An 18324-nucleotide genomic window follows, 5' to 3' on the forward strand; every position below is an offset into this window, starting at 1 on the left:
GGTGCGGAAAACCGGCGGAGCGGGCCGATAGGGTCGCGGAATGCGTCCCTCCCCCGCCTCCCCCGCCGCCCTCGTCCGAGAGTTCCATCTCGCCTTCGGCCTCGACGCCCGTACCGAGCCGACGGAGGTCTCCCCGGAACTGGCCGCACACCGCGGGGAACTGCTCGCCGAGGAGGCCGCGGAGGTCGTCGAGGTGTCCGTGACCGGCCCCCTCGACCGGCTGGCCCATGAACTGGCCGATGTCGTGTATGTGGCGTACGGCACGGCCCTGGTGCACGGCATCGACCTGGACGCCGTGATCGCCGAGATCCACCGCGCCAATATGACCAAGATCGGCCCGGACGGCACCGTCTCCCGCCGGGCCGACGGCAAGGTACTCAAGGGCGACCACTACCGTGCCCCGGACATCGCGGAGATCCTGCGCCGTCAGGGCTGGACGCCTCAGGACTCCTCCCAGGGCTCCCAGGACCCGACGCCCGCACGGCCGTAGGACCCGCCCGTGCGGGCGCGCCGACCCGCGGGCGTCATGAACTCGCCGACGTCATGAACTCGCGGGCGCGCCCTCGAGCGCGACCGCTCACCGGCGCACCCACACGCCCCGGGGGTGTCCGCCCCGCGCGCGTCGGCCGGCCGCGCGCCCCGGCTCGGGTCCCCCGCGGCGTGATCGCGAGGGCTGATGGAGGTCGAGTTCGCTCTCGAGCTCGTCGAGCGCGCGGCGGACCGTGGCGATCCGGTCCCGCAGGGGCTGCGGCTCGCCCGGCGTCTCCGGCGGCTGCTCTTCCGCCTCCAGGTCGCGGGCCTCGTCGAAGGAGGTGACGACGATGCCGATCAGCACATTGACCAGGACGAAGGAGGCGAGCAGCACATAGGAGGCGTAATAGAAGATGCTCCAGCGCGAGACCTCCAGACCCGCGTGGACCGCCTCGCCTATGCCGTCCAGGGTCATCAGCAGAAAGAGTGTCAGAAGGGCGCGGCCCATGGACCCGTAGTGCTGGGGGTCCTGGCGCGCGAAGAACACCCAGCCGGCCATCGCGTACACATACAGCACCAGCGTCCCGACGAGCAGAAAGCTCAGTGTGCCGGGCAGACTGCGGACGACCGCGACCAGGACGATGCGCAACTGGGGCAGGAACCGCGCCGTACGCAGGACCCGGGCCAGCCGCAGCAGCCGCAGGATCGTGGTGTTCTCGCTGACCACCGGCAAAAACGCGCTCGCCACCACGACCACGTCGAACAGGTTCCACGGGTCGCGGAAGAACGCCGCCGGGCGGTCGGCATGGGCCGCCAGCCGCAGCGCGATCTCCACGGTGAACGCGGCGACGCAGCAGTGTTCGGCCAGCCGTAACCAGCGGTGCCAGTCCTCGACCACACCGCTGTAGGTCTCCAGGCCGAGGAGCATCGCGTTCACCACGATCAGGCCGAAGACGGCGATGGCGAACCAACGTGCCTCGGTGAGGGCACGGCTCCGCCGCGCCACCGTCTCGCGGACGGAGGCCCGCCCCGCGGTCACGTCCGTCATGCTTCCTCTGTGTCCCTCCGTGCAGCACAATGCGCCCGGCGACCGGTCGGGCCGGCGGACGCATCGAGTGATCATTCCTCTGGGGAGACTTCTACCGCACGTCGGCCGTATGGTCACGCGCGGTGGCCGACGGGGCACTCCTGGGGCGCGCGGCGGCCTCCGTCCGTACGGCCCACGGGGCCGGTGGGCGGGGCCGCCTAGACTGGGACGGCTCGCAGGACGGACACGGGGTGCAAGGAGGACGACGGTGGCGGCAGACGGCGGTGATTTCGAGGACCCGTCCGTCGAGGTGCTGGCGGAGGCCGCCGCCGCGTTCGGGCTGCTGGCCTCGTCCGCGCGACTGCACATCGTCTGGGCGCTGGCGCAGGGTGAGAGCGATGTCACCGGACTCGCCGAGCGGGTCGGGGGCGCACTGCCCGCCGTGAGCCAGCATCTGACCAAGCTCAAGCTCGCCGGTCTGGTCCGCTCCCGCCGCGAGGGCCGCCGCCAGGTGTACTTCGTCGACGACACGGACATCGTGACCGTGGTGCGTCTGATGGTGGGCCAGCTCACCGACCGCGCCGAGCAGAACCGGGCCCCGGCGCCCCGGCTCCGTGGCCTCTGAGACGGCCCCACCCTCGGCGACCCCGCGGTCGCCGGAGGCAGGCGTGGCCGGACCCACCCTCCTCCAGGAGCTGCGGCGGGTGGAGAGCAGTCCGCGCGGACTCACCGACGCGGAGGCGGAGGCGCGCCTCGCGGACCTCGGGGAGAATGTGCTCCCCGAGGCCCGTACGCCCTCCTGGGCCCGGCTCTTCGTACGCGGTCTGCGTGATCCCTTCACCACCGTGCTGCTCTGCCTCGGGCTGGTCTCGGCGACCGTCTCCGCCTGGGGCACCGCAGGGGTGATCCTCTCCCTCGTCGTGGTCAGCTGCGTGCTGCGGGCCGGCGGCGAACACCGGGCCGACCGCTCGATGGCCGCGCTGCGCGAACTCGTCGCCACCACGACGACCGCGGTGCGCCGTACGGACCCGGACCGGCCGCCGCGGGAGCGGGAGACGCCCGCCGCCGAACTGGTGCCGGGCGATGTGATCCGGCTCGCTCCCGGCGACCTGGTGCCGGCCGATGTACGACTGCTGCACGCGAGCGGTCTGACCGTGCACCAGGCGGCCCTGACCGGTGAGTCGGCGCCCGTGGCGAAGTACGCGCAGGACACCCCCGTGGAGTCCGGGGCCGGGCCCTTCGCCGAGCCGCATCTCTGTTTCCAGGGCAGCAGCGTCGCCTCCGGCAGCGCCACCGCGGTCGTCCTGGAGACGGGAGCCCGGACCCGGTTCGCCCGGGCCCACGGCACCGGCGTCCGGCGGGGGGCCAGCTCCTTCGACCGGTCCGTGCACGGCATCTCCTGGGTGCTGATCCGGTTCATGCTGCTCACCCCGCCGCTGGTCCTCACGGCCAACGCGGCGCTGCGCGGCCGGGGTCTGGAGACGCTCCCCTTCGCCGTCGCGGTAGCCGTCGGTCTCACCCCCGAGATGCTGCCGGTCATCGTCACCACCTGTCTGGCCCGCGGAGCCGCCTTCCTCGCCCGCACCCACGGTGTGATCGTCAAACGCCTGCCCGCCCTGCACGACCTCGGCGCCGTCGATGTGCTGTGCATCGACAAGACGGGCACCCTCACCCAGGACCGGCCCGTCGTGGCACGGGCCCTGGACGGCGACGGCGAGGACGCGCCCGACGTCCTGCGCTGGGCCGCCGCGGGCGCCTGGTGGACCCTCCAGCTCGCCGATCTGCCGACCGCGGACGCCCTCGACGAGGCGCTGCTGGACGCGGCCGACGGGGCCTGGGAGGCGTACGAGGGCGTGGCCGCCCTGCCCTTCGACCCGGTGCGCCGGCTCGCCACCGCCGTCGTCCGCGGTCGGCTCGGCAGCCACACCCTCCTCGTCAGGGGCGCCCCCGAGGCGGTGCTGGAGCGCTGCGAACTGGAGCCCGAGGAGCGGGAACGGCTGCGCGCACGGGCCGCGCATCAGGCGGACCAGGGGCTGAGGCTGCTCGCCGTCGCCACCGCCGACCGCGACGTCCGCACCCGCGCCTACACCCCCGCCGACGAGCGCGGACTGACCTTCCGGGGCTTCGTCGCCTTCCACGACGCCCTCGCCCCGACCGCCGGACAGGCCCTGGGCGACCTCGCCGCCTGTGGCGTCGCCGTACGGATCCTCACCGGCGACCACCCCGGCACCGCGGCCCGCGCCTGCCGCGACCTCGGCCTTGACCCCGGTGAGGTGCGTACCGCGGGCGCCCCGGACGAGCTCTCCGCGACGGTCGTAGCCCGCTGCACCCCCGAGGACAAGGCGCGGATCGTCGCCGGACTGCGTGCGGCCGGGCACACCGTCGGCTTCCTCGGTGACGGCCTCAACGACGTGCCCGCGCTGCGCGCCGCCGATGTGGGCATCGCCCCGCGCGAGGCCGTCGAGGTGGCCCGGGAGAGCGCGGACGTCGTCCTGGCGCACAAGGACCTCACCGCGATCGACCACGCGGTCACCGCCGGACGCCACAGCAGCGGCAACATCGCCACCTATCTCCGGGTGACGCTCTCCTCCAACCTCGGCAACGTCGTGGCGATGCTCGCCGCGGGCCTGCTGCTGCCCTTCCTCCCGATGCTCCCGGCCCAGGTCCTCACCCAGAACCTGTGCTTCGACATGGCCCAGCTCGCCTTCGCCCACGACCGCCCCGCGCGCCGGGTGCTGATGCGCCCCACCGCGCTGCGCCCGCCCGCCTTCCTGCGCTTCATCACCGGCTTCGGCCTGGTCAACGCGATCGCCGACCTCGCCACCTTCGGCGTTCTCGCGGTCGCGCTGTACGGCCCCGACACGCTCGACGACGAGGCGGTCTTCCACTCCGCCTGGTTCACCGAGAACCTGCTCACCCAGGCCCTGGTCATGGTGCTGCTGCGGTCCGGCCGCGCGGTCGCCGAGGGCCGCGCCCCGGGCCCGGTCGGACGGGCCGCGGGCGTCCTTGCCGCCGTCGGGCTCTTTCTGCCTCTCACCCCGCTCGGCGCCCTCGTCGGTCTGTCCGCCCTCCCGACGATGTACTACCTGCTGGTGGCCGCCGTCCTCCCGCTGTACGCGGTCGCGCTGTGGGCGCTGCGGGCGCGCTTCGAACGGCGGTCGGGCGAGGACCGTGAGGGCCCTCGCCCGACCCGGCCGTAGACACGGTCACGACGGGTTGCGTCCGGTTCAGCCGTAGCTGAGGTCCGAGCAGGGGTTGTCGTCGGCGGAACGGGCGCTGTCGGCGACGCTGCTCGGGACCGGGACCGGTGGGGCGGAGGCCTTGGCCGCCGGCGAGTCGGCGTAGTCCTGGCCGAGCACCACACTGACCCCCGGCGCCGTCACGGACGCCAACTGCGCACCGGGGAACAGGAGTGCGACGGTGCGTGCCGTCGCCTCCTGGCCGGGCCCGTACTCGACGCGGGTGTCCGGGTGGTCCTGGGAGCGGGCGGTGTCGGTGCCGGTCACCGTGAAGCCGTGCGCGGTGAGGACGCTCGCGGCGTGCCCGGCCAGCCCGGTGACCGTGGTGCCGTTGTAGACGGCGACGCTCAGCCCGGCACCGGAGACCGTGGCGGCGGGGTCCGGCGCGGCGGACGCGGAGGGCTGCGCGCCGGCGTTCTTCCTGCCGCTCGCGTCCTTGCCGTCGAGCGTGCGGTCCGCCCTGAGCGCGGCCCACAGGGCATCGGCGTCGGGCTCGACGATCGCGATGCGCTCGCCCTGGTAGCGCCACGGGATGGTGATGAACTTGGTGTTGTGCAGATCGATGTCCTTCATCGACATCGCGAAGGAGATCAGCTTGTCGGCGGAGCCGAGACCGGGGTCGACGGTCAGGGACTTGGTGGCGGCGTCCGCCAGCGGGAACAGCTTGGTCGGGGTCAGGCCGTTGCTCTTGACCTTCGTCAGCAGGCTCGACACAAACGCCTGCTGGCGCTTTATGCGGCCGATGTCGGAACCGTCGCCGATGCCGTGCCGGATGCGCACATAGTCCAGGGCCTGCTGCCCCGAGACCTTCTGGGGGCCCTTGGCGAACAGCATTTTCCCGCGGACGGTGCGGTTGGGGTTGAGGTCCCGCTGATAGATGTCGTTCGGCAGACACACCTCCACTCCGCCGACCACCCGGGTGAGGGCCGCGAAGCCCTTGAAGTCGACGACCACGGTGTGGTCGACGCGCATTCCGGTCAGATTCTCGACCGTGTTCTGGGTGCAGGCCGGATTGCCCTCGGTGGTCCCCCCGACCGAGTACGCCGCATTGAACATCTTGTCGGTCTGCGTCTCGGTCCAGCTGCCGTCGGGGAGCTTGCACGGCGGGATGGTGACCAGGGTGTCGCGCGGGATGGAGACGGCGACCGCGTGCTGATGGTCGGCGTATATGTGCAGCAGGAACGCGGTGTCGGAGCGGCCGATGTCGTTCTGGTCGCCGCCGCCGAGCGCGCTGTTGCCCCCGGTGCGTGCGTCCGAGCCGATGACGAGGACGTTCTCGCCCTTGGACGATCCCGCGGCGGGCCGGTTGTCGGAGAGGCCCCCGGCATCGAAGGTGTTGATGTCGCCGTTCAGCCGCATATAGAGCCAGCCGGCTCCGGCCACCACCAGCACCAGCAGTGAGAGGCAGAGGGCCAGCACCGTCCGCCCCCGGCCGCCGCGCTTGCGTCTGCGGTCACGGCCGCCCCTGCGGGAGCCGCCGGCCCCGCCCTCCTGCCCGCCCCGCCGGCGCCGGGAGCGCTCGCCCTCGCCGTCCCCCGTGTCTCCTTGGCGCCGGGAGCCGTCGCCCTCGTCGTCCCTCGTGCCGTCCCGACGGCGCGTTGATGTCGTGCGTCGGCTGCTGGTGATGCTCATCGGCGCCCCATCCGGTCCGATCCCGCTCGATGGTTGTACAGTTGCGCAATGTAGCAATCATCAATGGGAGGGCGAGCGGCGGTAGGCGCCCTCGGCCGAGCGAGGAAGGGTGGGCGCGGTCATGCTCCGAAACGGACTTGAGCCCTGGCATCTGCTGATCGTGGCGATCGTCGTCATCTTGGTGTTCGGTTCCAAGAAACTCCCCGAGACCGCTCGGGCGCTCGGCAAGTCGATGCGCATCCTCAAGAGCGAGGCGAAAGCGATGAAGGACGAGAACGCGCCGTCCGTGAGCGCCGCCTCCGAGTCCGCCGTCGTGACACCGTCGGTCGTCCGGACCTCAGCGGAGGCCTCCGTCGCGGAGCCCCCGGCCGGCGCCCGCTGAGGCGCGCCGTCGGGGGCCGGTGTGACGGCCGGTGTCCGTCAGGGGCTGGCGCTGTCGTAGCCGTAGCTCAGCGGCTCGCTGTGCACGCCGAGTTGGCGCCGGTAGATGTAAAGAGCCTCCACTCGTACCTCTCCTGTCGGGCCATCGGTCCGACAAGGGACGGTCACCTGCAGTACCGAGGGCCGGTCGGCGACCTGCATGCGCAGGCCGTCGGCCGGCCCTCCTGCGAGGACCGCCGTCTCCCACTTCGTCGCGACTTGAAGATCCATGGCAGAACTTTATAGTTGCGCAATTGTTGAAGTGATTGTGAGTTGTGCCACGTGCCCAGGCGGGCGGGCCGGTCACCGGCCGACCGGGCGGAGATCCCGCGGGCAGATCCTCAGGTCCCCGCAGGTTCGGAGGGCATGGCGTCGTCCAGGACGTCGAGCAGCGCCCGGAGCGGGGCGCTCGGGCGGCGGGTCGCGGAGACGGCGACGGACAGCGTCCACCGCAGGCTCGGCTCCGCCAGCGGCAGCACGGCCAGCCCCGCCCCGTCCACATCGGCCGTGATGTCGTGCAGGAAGGCGATGCCGAGCCCGGCGCGCACATACGAGGCGACGGTGCCGACGTCGGTCGCCTCCAGCACCACCTGCCGCCGCAGCCCGGCGCGGGCGAAGGCGCGGTCCACCACCTCCCGGTTGCCGTAGCCGACGGGGGTGTCGACGAACTGCTCGGCGGCCAGTTCCGTCAGCTCACGCGGACCGTCCGCCTCCGCCAGGGGATGCTCGGCCGGGACCAGCAGCGCCATCGGTGTGCTGTAGAGGTCGCGCACGCGCAGCCCGGCCGGGGGACCGCCGGGCAGTGAGACGAAGGCCAGGTCGAGACTGCCCGCGAGGAGTCCCTCGACGAGGCCGGCCGAGCCGCGGGGGGACACCGCGAGCCGCAGCGACACCGCCGGGTGGAGCCGGTGGAACCGTCCCAGGAGTCCCGGGAGATCGGGCCGGACGACCGAACTCAGCGTGCCGATCTGCACCGTGCCCCGCAGCCGGCCCTCGCTGAGCTGCGCCGCCTCGCGCGCGGTCCGGGCCGCGTCCAGGGTGGCGCGGGCCTCGGGCAGCAGTGCGGCGCCCGCGGTGGTGAGGGCGACGCGCTGCGAGGAGCGCTCGAAGAGGGCCGGGCCCAACTCCCGCTCCAGCGAACGGATCGCCGCGGAGACGGCCGACTGCACCACATGCAGCCGTTCCGCGGCGCGTGTGAAGCTCAGCTCCTCCGCCACAGCGACGAAGTACTCCAGCTGGCGCAGCTCCATACCGGAATTATCGCGGGGCCGGCTCGGGTGCCGCTCGGCACGGCCGCGGCCCTCGGGCTGGTGCTGCTGCTCGTCGGCGCGGTGAGCGCGCACCGGCGCTCCGGTGACGCCCTGCCGGCCCTGGTCCCCCGGCCTGGCTGGCCCTGCTGTCCGCGGTCACCGCGGTCGTCGGCACCGTGCCGTAGACGTACCGGCGGCCCGGTACCGGGAGACGAACCCTCGGCACCCTGGAAGGGGTGCTGTCGCACGCCCTTACCCTTGAGCCATGACCAGCAGCAGTGACCGGGCCAAAGCGGTGGATGAAGTGGGCGTTACTCGAAGCTACGAGATCCGCACCTACGGGTGCCAGATGAACGTCCACGATTCCGAGCGATTGTCCGGGCTGCTCGAGGAGGCGGGGTACGTACGCGCACCCGAGGGGTCCGACGGCGACGCCGATGTGGTCGTCTTCAACACCTGCGCTGTCCGGGAGAACGCCGACAACCGGCTTTACGGCAACCTCGGCCGCCTCGCACCGAGGAAGGCCACCCGGCCCGGTATGCAGATCGCGGTCGGCGGCTGTCTGGCGCAGAAGGACCGCGACACCATCGTGAAGAAGGCGCCCTGGGTGGATGTCGTCTTCGGCACCCACAACATCGGCAAGCTGCCCGTCCTGCTGGAACGCGCCCGCGTGCAGGAGGAGGCGCAGGTCGAGATCGCCGAGTCCCTGGAGGCCTTCCCGTCGACGCTGCCGACGCGGCGCGAGAGCGCCTACGCGGCCTGGGTGTCGATCTCGGTCGGCTGTAACAACACCTGCACCTTCTGTATCGTCCCTGCCCTGCGCGGCAAGGAGAAGGACCGCCGTCCCGGCGACATCCTGGCCGAGGTGGAGGCGCTGGTCGCCGAGGGCGTCTCCGAGATCACGCTGCTCGGTCAGAACGTCAACGCGTACGGCTCCGACATCGGCGACCGCGAGGCCTTCAGCAAGCTGCTGCGCGCCTGCGGGAAGGTCGAGGGCCTGGAGCGGGTCCGCTTCACCTCGCCGCACCCGCGTGACTTCACCGACGATGTCATCGCGGCCATGGCCGAGACGCCGAATGTGATGCCGCAGCTGCACATGCCGCTGCAGTCCGGCTCTGACACGGTCCTCAAGGCGATGCGCCGCTCGTACCGGCAGGAGCGCTATCTGGGGATCATCGAGAAGGTGCGGGCCGCCATCCCGCACGCGGCGATCACCACGGACATCATCGTGGGCTTCCCCGGCGAGACCGAGGAGGACTTCGAGCAGACCCTGCACGTGGTGCGCGAGGCCCGGTTCACCCAGGCCTTCACCTTCCAGTACTCCAAGCGGCCCGGCACCCCCGCCGCCACCATGGACGACCAGATCCCCAAGGAGGTCGTGCAGGCGCGCTACGAGCGCCTGGTCGCCCTCCAGGAGGAGATCTCCTGGGAGGAGAACAAGAAGCAGGTCGGCCGCACCCTGGAGCTGATGGTCGCCGAGGGCGAGGGCCGCAAGGACGGCGCCACCCACCGTCTCTCCGGGCGCGCCCCCGACAACCGTCTCGTCCACTTCACCAAGCCCGACGAGGAGGTCCGCCCGGGCGATGTGGTGACGGTCGAGGTCACCTATGCCGCCCCGCACCACCTGCTCGCCGAGGGCGCCGTGCTGGGCGTGCGCCGCACCCGCGCGGGCGACGCCTGGGAGAAGCGGACCGCCGCCCGGGCCGCACAGCCGGCCGGTGTGATGCTGGGCCTGCCGAAGATCGGCGTCCCCGAACCCCTGCCCGCGGCCACCGCCGGCGCCTGCGGCTGCGACTGACGTCCCCGCCACCGGCATACGTCGCGCGGGGCGCCGGGTGCCTTCGGGTCCCGGCGCCCCGCGCTTCGCGCTGCGCGTACGGAGGGGGCGGCGTAGCGGGATTCCGGGCGGGGCTACTCTGCGGATCATGCTTGTCGCCGCCGCCGTCTGCCCCTGTCCGCCGCTGCTGGTGCCCGAGGTCGCCGCGGGTGCCGCACCCGAGCTGGACGACGCCCGCGCCGCCTGTGCGGATGCGCTGGGCGCCCTCGCCGCCGCCCGTCCGGACCGGCTGGTGATCGTCGGTCCCGCCGAGGAGAACGGGCACGGCTCGTATCCCGAAGGCGCGCGCGGGTCCTTCCGCCGCTTCGGTGTGGCTCTCGACGTACGACTGGGCACCGTCGGGACGCAACCGGACGCGGCCGGGCCCGAGCTGCCGCCCTCGCTCGCCGTGGCCGCCTGGCTGCTGGAGAGCAGGGGCTGGGCGGACGCGCCCGTCGAGGGGCTCGGCGTGACGGAGTCCCTCGCACCGGAGAGGTGCGCCGAACTGGGCGCGGAGCTTGCCGGGCGGGAGGCCCGCACGGCCCTGCTGGTCATGGGGGACGCCAGTGCGTGCCGCACGCTCAAGGCGCCGGGGTATCTGGACGAGCGCGCAGCCGGATTCGACGCGGAGGTCGCGCGTGCGCTCGGGGCGGTGGACCTGCCGGCCCTCGCCTCGCTGGACGCCGTACTCGCGCGTGAACTCCAGGCCCGCGGCCGGGCCCCGTGGCAGATCCTCGCGGGCGCGGCCGAGGGTGCCGGACTGTCGGGCGCCCTCCTGTACGAGGACGCGCCCTACGGGGTGGGGTACCTGGTGGCCACCTGGTCGTAGCACGCCGGGGGCCGCCCGAACGGGCCGTCGCGCCGCCGATGCCGGCGCCCCCGTGAACGGGGCGCCCGGGCCGACGCCGACGTCGTGCGGACGGCCGTGAAGCCCGTGCCCCACGGCCGTGCGCCGAGGTGTCCTCCGGTATCGGGCCTCGTGATCAGGAGGCCATGGGCGGCTGCGGTGTGGTCCCTCCGCCGCCCCCCGGGCCGTCGTCCCGGTGCGCGATGCGCTCCACCGCGACCTTCGCCTTGTCCGTACCGGTGTGGATCTTGTCGCTGTACTTGCCCTTGGTTCTGTCGTCGATCATCTTGGCGGCCTTTTCGAGGCCACGGTCGACCGTCCCCTCGTGCTGCTGTGCGAACTCCGTGACCTTGGCTTTCAGGTTGTCCACGAGACCCATGATCCACCTTCCCTCGCCGGGGGAGTTATGTGCGGGCGCCCGCATCGGCCTCGCTGTCGGCGGTCCGGTCGGCGGACGGCTGCTCGGGGATCCCGATGCCTCCGACGGGCCGTGGGGGTTCCGCCTTCGCGGCCCCCGGCCCGGCCTCGGGCGTGTCCTTCGCCCCGTCCGCCGCCTCCGGCTCGGCCGGTGCCGTCGTCCGCGTGGCTACCGCCTCCGCGGACAACGCCTCCTCCGTCGTCCTCGACCTCCGGAAAAAACCGTGCATAAACGCCCATATCACCTCCTTACATTACCCGTACGGACGAAATGTCGCGTGGCTCGGGAGCGTCTGCCCGCCGCGTCGTGTGTGCCCCGGGTGTTCCATGGCCCTTCGAGGTGTCGTCCGGCGGTTTGGGAGACTGTCGCCGTGAGTAGTGCAGCTCCCGCTCCGCGGGTCATCGCCGTCGTCGGGCCCACCGCGGCCGGAAAGTCCGATCTGGGGGTCTTCCTGGCCCAGCGCCTTGGTGGCGAGGTGGTCAACGCCGATTCCATGCAGCTCTACCGCGGGATGGACATCGGTACCGCCAAGTTGACACTCGAGGAGCGCGGTGATGTCCCGCACCATCTGCTGGACGTCTGGGAGGTGACGGTGACCGCCTCCGTCGCCGAGTACCAGCGCCTCGCCCGCGCCCGGATCGACGCGCTGCTCGCCGAGGGCCGCTGGCCCGTCCTCGTGGGCGGCTCCGGCCTCTATGTGCGCGGCGCGGTCGACCATCTGGAGTTCCCCGGGACCGACCCCGAGGTGCGCGCCCGGCTCGAGGAGGAGCTGGCGGCACACGGCTCGGGCGCGCTGCACGCACGCCTGGCGGCGGCCGATCCCGAGGCGGCGCAGGCGATCCTGCCCGGCAACGGCCGCCGTATCGTCCGGGCCCTGGAGGTCATCGAGATCACCGGCCGGCCTTTCACCGCCAATCTCCCGGGTCATGACTCCGTCTACGACACCGTGCAGATCGGGGTCGACGTGGCGCGCCCCGAGCTCGACGACCGCATCGCGCGCCGGGTGGACCGGATGTGGGAGGCGGGGCTGGTGGACGAGGTGCGCGCGCTGGAGGCGCGCGGACTGCGCGAGGGGCGCACGGCATCGCGTGCGCTCGGGTACCAGCAGGTGCTCGCGGCACTGGCGGGCGAGTGCACGCTGGAGGAGGCGCGCACCGAGACGGTGCGCGCCACCAAACGCTTCGCACGGCGTCAGGACTCCTGGTTCCGCCGGGACCCGCGGGTGCACTGGCTCAGCGGCGCCGAGGCCGACCGCGGGGAACTTCCGGGCCTCGCACTGGCGTTGGTCGAACGACCGGTCACAGCCTGATCACGTGATGGCATCGGGACGCTCCGCCCGTCATCGACGCCTTCGGCGGCATGCCATCATCGAGCTGCGATCGACCAAGTGGAGTCCGAGTGGGGAGGGCGCGTGGCGATGGAGGCCGGCCCTCGTGACACCGCACCAGGCGCGGAGTACGACACCGCTGAGGGCGGGGACCAGGGACTCAGTTCCGACGGTCCTGACGAGGAGTCCCCTGGCGGCGTGACCGCCGACGGGCCCGATCCGGACGAGCTGACCGCCGGGCCCGAGGTCGAGGTCGAGCTGCGCCCGCAGCGCCGGCTGAGGATCTGGCAGCTCGCCCCCATCGTGGCGCTGGCGGCCGTCGGCTCCCTGATGTTCGCTTTCCCGCTGGCCTTCGAGTTCGGTGACGGCGGCGCGGTCGTCGCGATGCTCGGTCTGCTGATCTGCTCCTGCGCGGCCGGCTGGGGCATGATGGCCGCGCGCCGGGTCGGCCACACCTGGCCGGGGCTGCCGCAGCGGGGCTCCGGACGGCGCGCGGACTGGCGTGTGGTGCTCGGCTACGCCGTGGTGGTGGCCGCGGTGGTGGTGCTGGCCGTGTGGCGCGTGGCCCGGCTGCGCTGAGGCCTGGGGTCCGTCGGCAGGACCCGCTCCCGGATGCCGGACTGTTGCCCGGAGAGGCGCCGGACCGGCGCTCCCGGGGCCGGGCCGACCCCGTACGATCGAGGAATGAGCCAGCGGATCGCCTTCCTCAAGGGTCATGGCACCGAGAACGACTTTGTGATCGTCCCGGACCCCGAGAACGTCATCGACCTGCCCCCGGCCGCCGTCGCCGCCCTGTGCGACCGCCGTGCGGGCATCGGCGGGGACGGACTGCTGCATGTGGTGCGGTCCGCCGCGCACCCCGAGGCCCGGGCGATGGCCGGCCGGGCCGAATGGTTCATGGACTACCGCAACGCGGACGGCTCGATCGCGGAGATGTGCGGGAACGGCGTGCGGGTCTTCGCGCACTACCTCCAGCGCGCCGGTCATACGACGGCGGGAGATCTCGCGGTCGCCACCCGCGGGGGAGTGAAGACCGTGTACATCGCCGGGAACGGAGACATCACCGTCGGCATGGGCAAGGCTCTGCTCCCCGAGGCGGAGGTCACGGTGAGCGTCGGCGAACGCAGCTGGCCCGCCCGCAATGTGAACATGGGAAACCCGCACGCGGTCGCCTTCGTCGACGACCTCGCCCACGCGGGCAACCTGTTCACCCCGCCCCCGTTCAGCCCCGCCTCGGTCTACCCGGACGGCGTGAACGTCGAGTTCGTGGTCGAGCGGTCCCCCCGGCATGTGGCGATGCGGGTCCATGAGCGCGGCTCCGGCGAGACCCGCTCCTGCGGCACGGGCGCCTGCGCGGTGGCCGTCGCCACCGCCCGCCGGGACGGCGCCGACCCGGCCCTGACGGGCGTTCCGGCGACCTACACGGTGGACGTGCCCGGCGGCACCCTGGTGATCACCGAGCACCCGGACGGCGAGATCGAGATGACCGGACCCGCGGTGATCGTGGCCGAGGGCGAGATCGACCCCGAGTGGCTCGCGACCGCGCTCCGCTGATCCACGACGGCCGGTGAACTCCCGCCGCCCGGCCCCTCCTTGGGGGCGAACGGGCGGCGCGCCGATGCACATGGGGGCACGTGGACCCTGACACTCGTCAGGGCCAGGTGGCGCCACCTGGCCGGAAAGCGTCATCGGCCGCGCGGAGGACCGGCTCCGTATCACTGATCGGAGCGGGCCGGACGCTGTGATTCGCAGCTCAGAGGCGGAGGGGGAGGCATCAATCAACGGCGGCTGCCTCTTCCCGTGGCGCAAAAGCGTAAACCCGTGGACCGTCGCTCGAATGGGTGATCCGTTTCACGCTCGACGAGAGCCGGTCTGGTGCGCGTGATGGGGTCGGTAGCATCAAGCACCGGCCCGGACGGGGGACCGGCGCCCTCATCTGCGCCGTGTACGCCATGGGGCACCCCTCGTCCGCCGGTCCATGGAGCCGGAGGTGCCCAATGAGTGCGGAGGCCACGAACCCTGCCACGCCCGTCCCCTCGACACCGGGGACGCACCGCAGAAAGAGCCGCCCCCGGATCGACCTGCTCCGCCTGGGCCGGGCGGCACTGCTCGGTACCGCCGCCCGTGACCGGCTGCCCGACGCCATCGGCCATGTCGCCGAGGCGCACCGCGCCCACCACCCCGACGCCGACCTCGAACCCCTGCGCCGCGCCTATCTGTTGGCCGAGTCCTCGCACCGCGGGCAGATGCGCAAGAGCGGTGAGCCGTACATCACCCACCCGCTGGCCGTGACCCTGATCCTCGCCGAACTCGGCGCCGAGACCACCACCTTGACCGCGTCCCTGCTGCACGACACCGTCGAGGACACCGATGTGACGCTCGATCAGGTGAGGGAGCAGTTCGGCGAGGAGGTGCGCTATCTCGTCGACGGCGTCACCAAGCTGGAGAAGGTCGACTACGGCGCGGCGGCCGAGCCCGAGACCTTCCGCAAGATGCTCGTCGCCACCGGCAGCGACGTCCGGGTGATGTCCATCAAACTCGCCGACCGGCTGCACAACATGCGCACCCTGAGCGTGATGCGCCGGGAGAAGCAGGAACGCATCGCCAAGGTCACCCGGGACGTGCTGATCCCGCTCGCCGAGCGCCTCGGCGTCCAGGCCCTCAAGACGGAACTCGAGGACCTGGTCTTCGCGATCCTGCACCCCGAGGAGTACAAGCACACCCGGGAACTGATCGCCGAGAACGCGGCGCAGCGCGACGATCCCCTCGCCGAGATGGCCGAACAGACGCGGGCGGTGCTGCGCGAGGCCGGTATCCCGTCCGAAGTCCTCATAAGGCCACGCCACTTCGTCTCCGTCCACCGCATCTCCCGCAAACGCGGCCGGCTGCGCGGCGCCGACTTCGGCCGGCTCCTGGTGCTGGTGAACGAGGACGCCGACTGCTACGGGGTCCTCGGCGAACTGCACACCTGTATGACCCCGGTGATCTCGGAGTTCAAGGACTTCATCGCCGTTCCCAAGTTCAACCTGTACCAGTCGCTGCACACCGCGGTCGCACGCGAGGACGGGGAGATCGCCGAAGTCCTCATCCGCACCCACCAGATGCACAAGGTCGCCGAGGCGGGGGTGATCGCGCTCGGCAACCCCTACGCCCCCGGGTCCGACGACCCGGCCGAGGGCGAGCGTGCCGACCCCACCCGCCCGGGCTGGCTCTCCCGGCTGCTGGAGTGGCAGGAGGCCGCCCCGGACGCCGACATCTTCTGGTCGACGCTGCGTGAAGACCTCGCCCAGGACCGGGAGATCACCGTGTTCCGCCCCGACGGGGGCGCACTGGGGCTCCCCGAGGGCGCGAGTTGCGTGGACGCCGCGTACGCCCAGTACGGGGAGGACGCCCATGCCTGCATCGGCGCCCGCGTCAACGGCCGGCTCGCGACGCTGAGCACGGTCCTCAGGGACGGCGACACCGTGCAGCTCCTGATGGGCCAGGACCCGGCCTCCGAGCCCTCCCGGGAATGGCTGGAGCACGCCCACACCCCCGCCGCCCGGATCGCCATCCAGCGCCGGCTGGCGACCCCTCCCGCGCCGGGGGAGCCCTCCGACGGCACGCCGGAACCGGGCACCGCACGGCCGGGCGCCCAGGCGTCCCCGGACACCGGCGCGCTCGGCTCCACCGCCCGCCCGCCCGCGCGCCCCACCCCGGACGCGCCCGGCGCGCGCACCGCCGACGCCGTCGTCGACCTGCCCGGGGCCTCCGTACGCCTGGCGGGCTGCTGCACCCCCGTACCCCCCGACGAGATCACCGGATTCGCCGTGCGCGGAGGCGCGGTGACCATCCATCGCGTCCAATGCTCCGGAGCGGCGCGCATGAAGAGCGCCGGGCGCACGGAGGTCGGCGTGCGCTGGGGCGACACCACCGAATGCCGGGTCACCCTCGTCGCCGAGTCCTTCGGACGCCCCCATCTGCTCGCGGACCTCACCGAGGCCATCGCGCTGCAGGGCGTCGCCATCGTCTCCGCCACCGTCGAACCGCCCAGCCAGCAGCGGGTCCGCCACACCTACACGCTCCAACTCCCGGACGCGGCCCGGCTGCCGGCTCTGATGCGCGCCATGCGCAATGTGCCCGGCGTGTACGACGTCAACCGCGCCCAGCACCCCGCGGCGGCGTACTGACCGCCGAGAAGCCGCCCCGGCCGTCCCGATGAGGGCGGACGGACGGAGCCGGGCGGCCGGGACCGGATCCGTTCGGGTGGGCCCGGCGCGCGTCTGCGCCATGTGACCGGTGCGCGCTGATAGCGGTGTGACCCATGCCGCACAGCCTCCGCTCCGTGATCCCCCGTGCCCGCCGCGCCAAAGCGGCCCTGCTGGCCTCCGCCGTCTCCGGCTGTCTGATCGCCGCGAGCGCACCCGCGCCCGCCGTGCCCCTGGGCCTCGGCGACCCGCTCTTCCCGACGCTGGGCAACCCGGGATACGACGTCCGGTCGTACGACCTGGCCTTCACCTACTCCGGCAGCAACGACAAGCCCCTGTCCGCCGTCACCACCATCCGGGCGCGCGCCACCGAACGCCTGGAGCGCATCAACCTCGACTTCACGCACGGCACGGTGCAGTCCGTCGACGTCAACGGCACACCCGCGGCCTTCACCGGAGCGGGGGAGGACCTGGTGATCACTCCGGAGGTCCCGCTCCCCCGGGGCGGCGCGCTGCGGATCACCGTGCGGCACACCAGCGACCCGAGGCCCGCCACGGGCACGGAGGGCGGCTGGGTGCGGACCGAGGACGGGCTCGCCATGGCCAACCAGGCCGACGCCGCCCATCTTGTCTTCCCGTGCAACGACCACCCCTCCGACAAGGCGATGTTCACCTTCCGTGTGACCGCCCCGGACGGCTACACGGTCGTGGCCAACGGGGTGCCGGCGGGCACCGAGCACACCGGCCGGGGCACCACCTGGACGTATCGCACCAAGCACCCCATGGCGACCGAGCTCGCCCAGGTCTCCATCGGCCGCAGCGCGGTGCTGCACCGCCGAGGACCCCACGGCCTGCCCGTCCGTGACGTGGTACCCGCCGAGGACCGCGCGCTCCTCGAACCGTGGCTGGCCAAGACCCCCCAGCAGATCGCCTGGCTGGAGAAGAAGGTCGGCCCGTTCCCCTTCGAGGCCTACGGGCTGCTGATCGCCCGGGCACAGACCGGCTTCGAACTGGAGACACAGACGCTCTCCCTCTTCGAGAAAGGCGTGTTCACCCAGCCCGCGTACCCCGCGTGGTACGTCGAGTCACTGATGGTGCACGAGCTGTCCCACCAGTGGTTCGGCGACAGCGTCAGCCCGCGCACCTGGTCCGACCTGTGGCTGAACGAGGGACACGCCACCTGGTACGAATCCCTGTACGCGGAGGAGACCGCGCAGCGGCCCATGGAGACCCGGATGAAGGCCGCGTACGGCCTCTCCGACCGCTGGCGCGCCACCGGCGGACCGCCGGCCGCGCCCAGGCCGCCGAAGCCCGGCCGGAAGATCAGCCTCTTCAGGCCCAGCGTCTACGACGGTGCCGCGCTGGTGCTGTACGCGCTGCGCCAGGAGATCGGGGCCCCCGCCTTCGAGCGCCTGGAGCGGGCCTGGGTGGCGGTGCACCGGGACGGCACGGCCACCACGGCGGACTTCCGGCGCCTGGCCTCCGGCATCGCGGGACGCGATCTGAGCGGGTTCTTCCGGGCCTGGCTCTACGGCGAGAAGACGCCGCCGATGCCCGGGCACCCGGACTGGAAGAGCGACCCTCCGCAGGCCTCCGAGACCGCACGGTAAGTCGGATGACGGGACGGGGCGGGCCGTGCGACCATCGTCAGGTCGGCGGCACCGCCCACGAGCGGGCGGCCGGGAATGTC

At 72.5% G+C, this 18324-nt stretch carries 17 protein-coding genes; 11 read left to right on the forward strand and 6 right to left on the reverse strand.

Going from position 1 to position 18324, the window contains the following annotated elements; genetic code table 11:
• The first annotated feature begins 40 nt into the window (after window positions 1-40).
• Window positions 41-490, forward strand: coding sequence for a pyrophosphohydrolase domain-containing protein (locus tag CP978_RS24960; RefSeq protein ID WP_052454264.1), 450 nt, complete (start codon window positions 41-43; stop codon window positions 488-490).
• An 87-nt stretch (window positions 491-577) separates the two neighbouring features.
• Here the strand turns inward: CP978_RS24960 and CP978_RS24965 are convergent, their stop codons facing one another.
• Window positions 578-1519: an ion transporter gene (locus CP978_RS24965; protein WP_079162300.1), complete on the reverse strand. Its 942-nt coding sequence runs from the start codon at window positions 1517-1519 to the stop codon at window positions 578-580.
• A gap of 247 nt (window positions 1520-1766) precedes the next feature.
• Between CP978_RS24965 and CP978_RS24970 the strand changes: the two genes are divergently transcribed.
• Both CP978_RS24970 and mgtA read left to right on the forward strand, forming a co-directional pair.
• Window positions 1767-2123: an ArsR/SmtB family transcription factor gene (locus CP978_RS24970; RefSeq protein WP_043444476.1), complete on the forward strand. Its 357-nt coding sequence runs from the start codon at window positions 1767-1769 to the stop codon at window positions 2121-2123.
• The gene (gene mgtA / locus CP978_RS24975) at window positions 2113-4698 is read left to right on the forward strand and encodes a magnesium-translocating P-type ATPase (protein WP_052454265.1); all 2586 of its coding nucleotides are present in this window, start codon (window positions 2113-2115) and stop codon (window positions 4696-4698) included. The genes CP978_RS24970 and mgtA overlap by 11 nt, the downstream gene beginning before the upstream one ends.
• A gap of 27 nt (window positions 4699-4725) precedes the next feature.
• On the opposite strand, the gene CP978_RS24980 is transcribed toward mgtA, so the two are convergent.
• Window positions 4726-6369: an LCP family protein gene (locus CP978_RS24980; protein ID WP_043444478.1), complete on the reverse strand. Its 1644-nt coding sequence runs from the start codon at window positions 6367-6369 to the stop codon at window positions 4726-4728.
• A 121-nt stretch (window positions 6370-6490) separates the two neighbouring features.
• On the opposite strand from CP978_RS24980, the gene tatA reads away from it, so the two are divergent.
• A complete protein-coding gene (tatA, locus tag CP978_RS24985; RefSeq protein ID WP_043449432.1) occupies window positions 6491-6751 on the forward strand; it encodes a Sec-independent protein translocase subunit TatA in 261 nt (86 codons plus the stop codon).
• Window positions 6752-6789: 38 nt separating this feature from the next.
• On the opposite strand, the gene CP978_RS24990 is transcribed toward tatA, so the two are convergent.
• Entirely contained in the window at window positions 6790-7020 is a 231-nt protein-coding gene (locus CP978_RS24990; RefSeq protein ID WP_043444481.1) for a hypothetical protein, read from the reverse strand.
• Between the two features lie 110 nt (window positions 7021-7130).
• Complete coding sequence (locus tag CP978_RS24995) at window positions 7131-8132, reverse strand: LysR family transcriptional regulator (protein WP_311775029.1); 1002 nt, start codon at window positions 8130-8132, stop codon at window positions 7131-7133.
• A 172-nt stretch (window positions 8133-8304) separates the two neighbouring features.
• Between CP978_RS24995 and miaB the strand changes: the two genes are divergently transcribed.
• Entirely contained in the window at window positions 8305-9837 is a 1533-nt protein-coding gene (miaB, locus tag CP978_RS25000) for a tRNA (N6-isopentenyl adenosine(37)-C2)-methylthiotransferase MiaB (RefSeq protein ID WP_079162301.1), read from the forward strand.
• Between the two features lie 127 nt (window positions 9838-9964).
• Window positions 9965-10684 (forward strand): class III extradiol dioxygenase subunit B-like domain-containing protein, encoded by a 720-nt coding sequence (locus CP978_RS25005; RefSeq protein ID WP_043444484.1) that lies wholly within the window; start codon window positions 9965-9967, stop codon window positions 10682-10684.
• Between the two features lie 154 nt (window positions 10685-10838).
• On the opposite strand, the gene CP978_RS25010 is transcribed toward CP978_RS25005, so the two are convergent.
• Both CP978_RS25010 and CP978_RS25015 read right to left on the reverse strand, forming a co-directional pair.
• The gene (locus CP978_RS25010; RefSeq protein WP_043444486.1) at window positions 10839-11081 is read right to left on the reverse strand and encodes an antitoxin; all 243 of its coding nucleotides are present in this window, start codon (window positions 11079-11081) and stop codon (window positions 10839-10841) included.
• A gap of 25 nt (window positions 11082-11106) precedes the next feature.
• Window positions 11107-11307, reverse strand: coding sequence for a gliding motility protein (locus tag CP978_RS25015; RefSeq protein WP_227745438.1), 201 nt, complete (start codon window positions 11305-11307; stop codon window positions 11107-11109).
• A gap of 183 nt (window positions 11308-11490) precedes the next feature.
• Here CP978_RS25015 and miaA point away from each other — a divergent pair, with 183 nt between their 5' ends.
• The 5 genes from miaA to CP978_RS25040 all read left to right on the forward strand — a co-directional run bounded on the left by miaA (window position 11491) and on the right by CP978_RS25040 (window position 18244).
• Window positions 11491-12429 (forward strand): tRNA (adenosine(37)-N6)-dimethylallyltransferase MiaA, encoded by a 939-nt coding sequence (gene miaA, locus CP978_RS25020; protein WP_043444493.1) that lies wholly within the window; start codon window positions 11491-11493, stop codon window positions 12427-12429.
• Window positions 12430-12537: 108 nt separating this feature from the next.
• Window positions 12538-13026, forward strand: a complete 489-nt coding sequence (locus CP978_RS25025) for a hypothetical protein (protein WP_043444495.1) — start codon at window positions 12538-12540, stop codon at window positions 13024-13026.
• Window positions 13027-13131: 105 nt separating this feature from the next.
• The gene (dapF, locus tag CP978_RS25030) at window positions 13132-14001 is read left to right on the forward strand and encodes a diaminopimelate epimerase (RefSeq protein ID WP_043444497.1); all 870 of its coding nucleotides are present in this window, start codon (window positions 13132-13134) and stop codon (window positions 13999-14001) included.
• 443 nt (window positions 14002-14444) lie between these two features.
• Window positions 14445-16616 carry a RelA/SpoT family protein gene (locus CP978_RS25035; RefSeq protein WP_043444500.1) on the forward strand — a complete coding sequence of 724 codons (2172 nt, stop codon included), beginning with the start codon at window positions 14445-14447 and terminating at the stop codon, window positions 16614-16616.
• A gap of 134 nt (window positions 16617-16750) precedes the next feature.
• Window positions 16751-18244, forward strand: coding sequence for a M1 family metallopeptidase (locus CP978_RS25040; protein ID WP_043444503.1), 1494 nt, complete (start codon window positions 16751-16753; stop codon window positions 18242-18244).
• Window positions 18245-18324: the final 80 nt, after the last annotated feature.

Source organism: Streptomyces nodosus (assembly GCF_008704995.1).
GTDB classification, from domain to species: Bacteria; Actinomycetota; Actinomycetes; order Streptomycetales; family Streptomycetaceae; genus Streptomyces; species Streptomyces nodosus.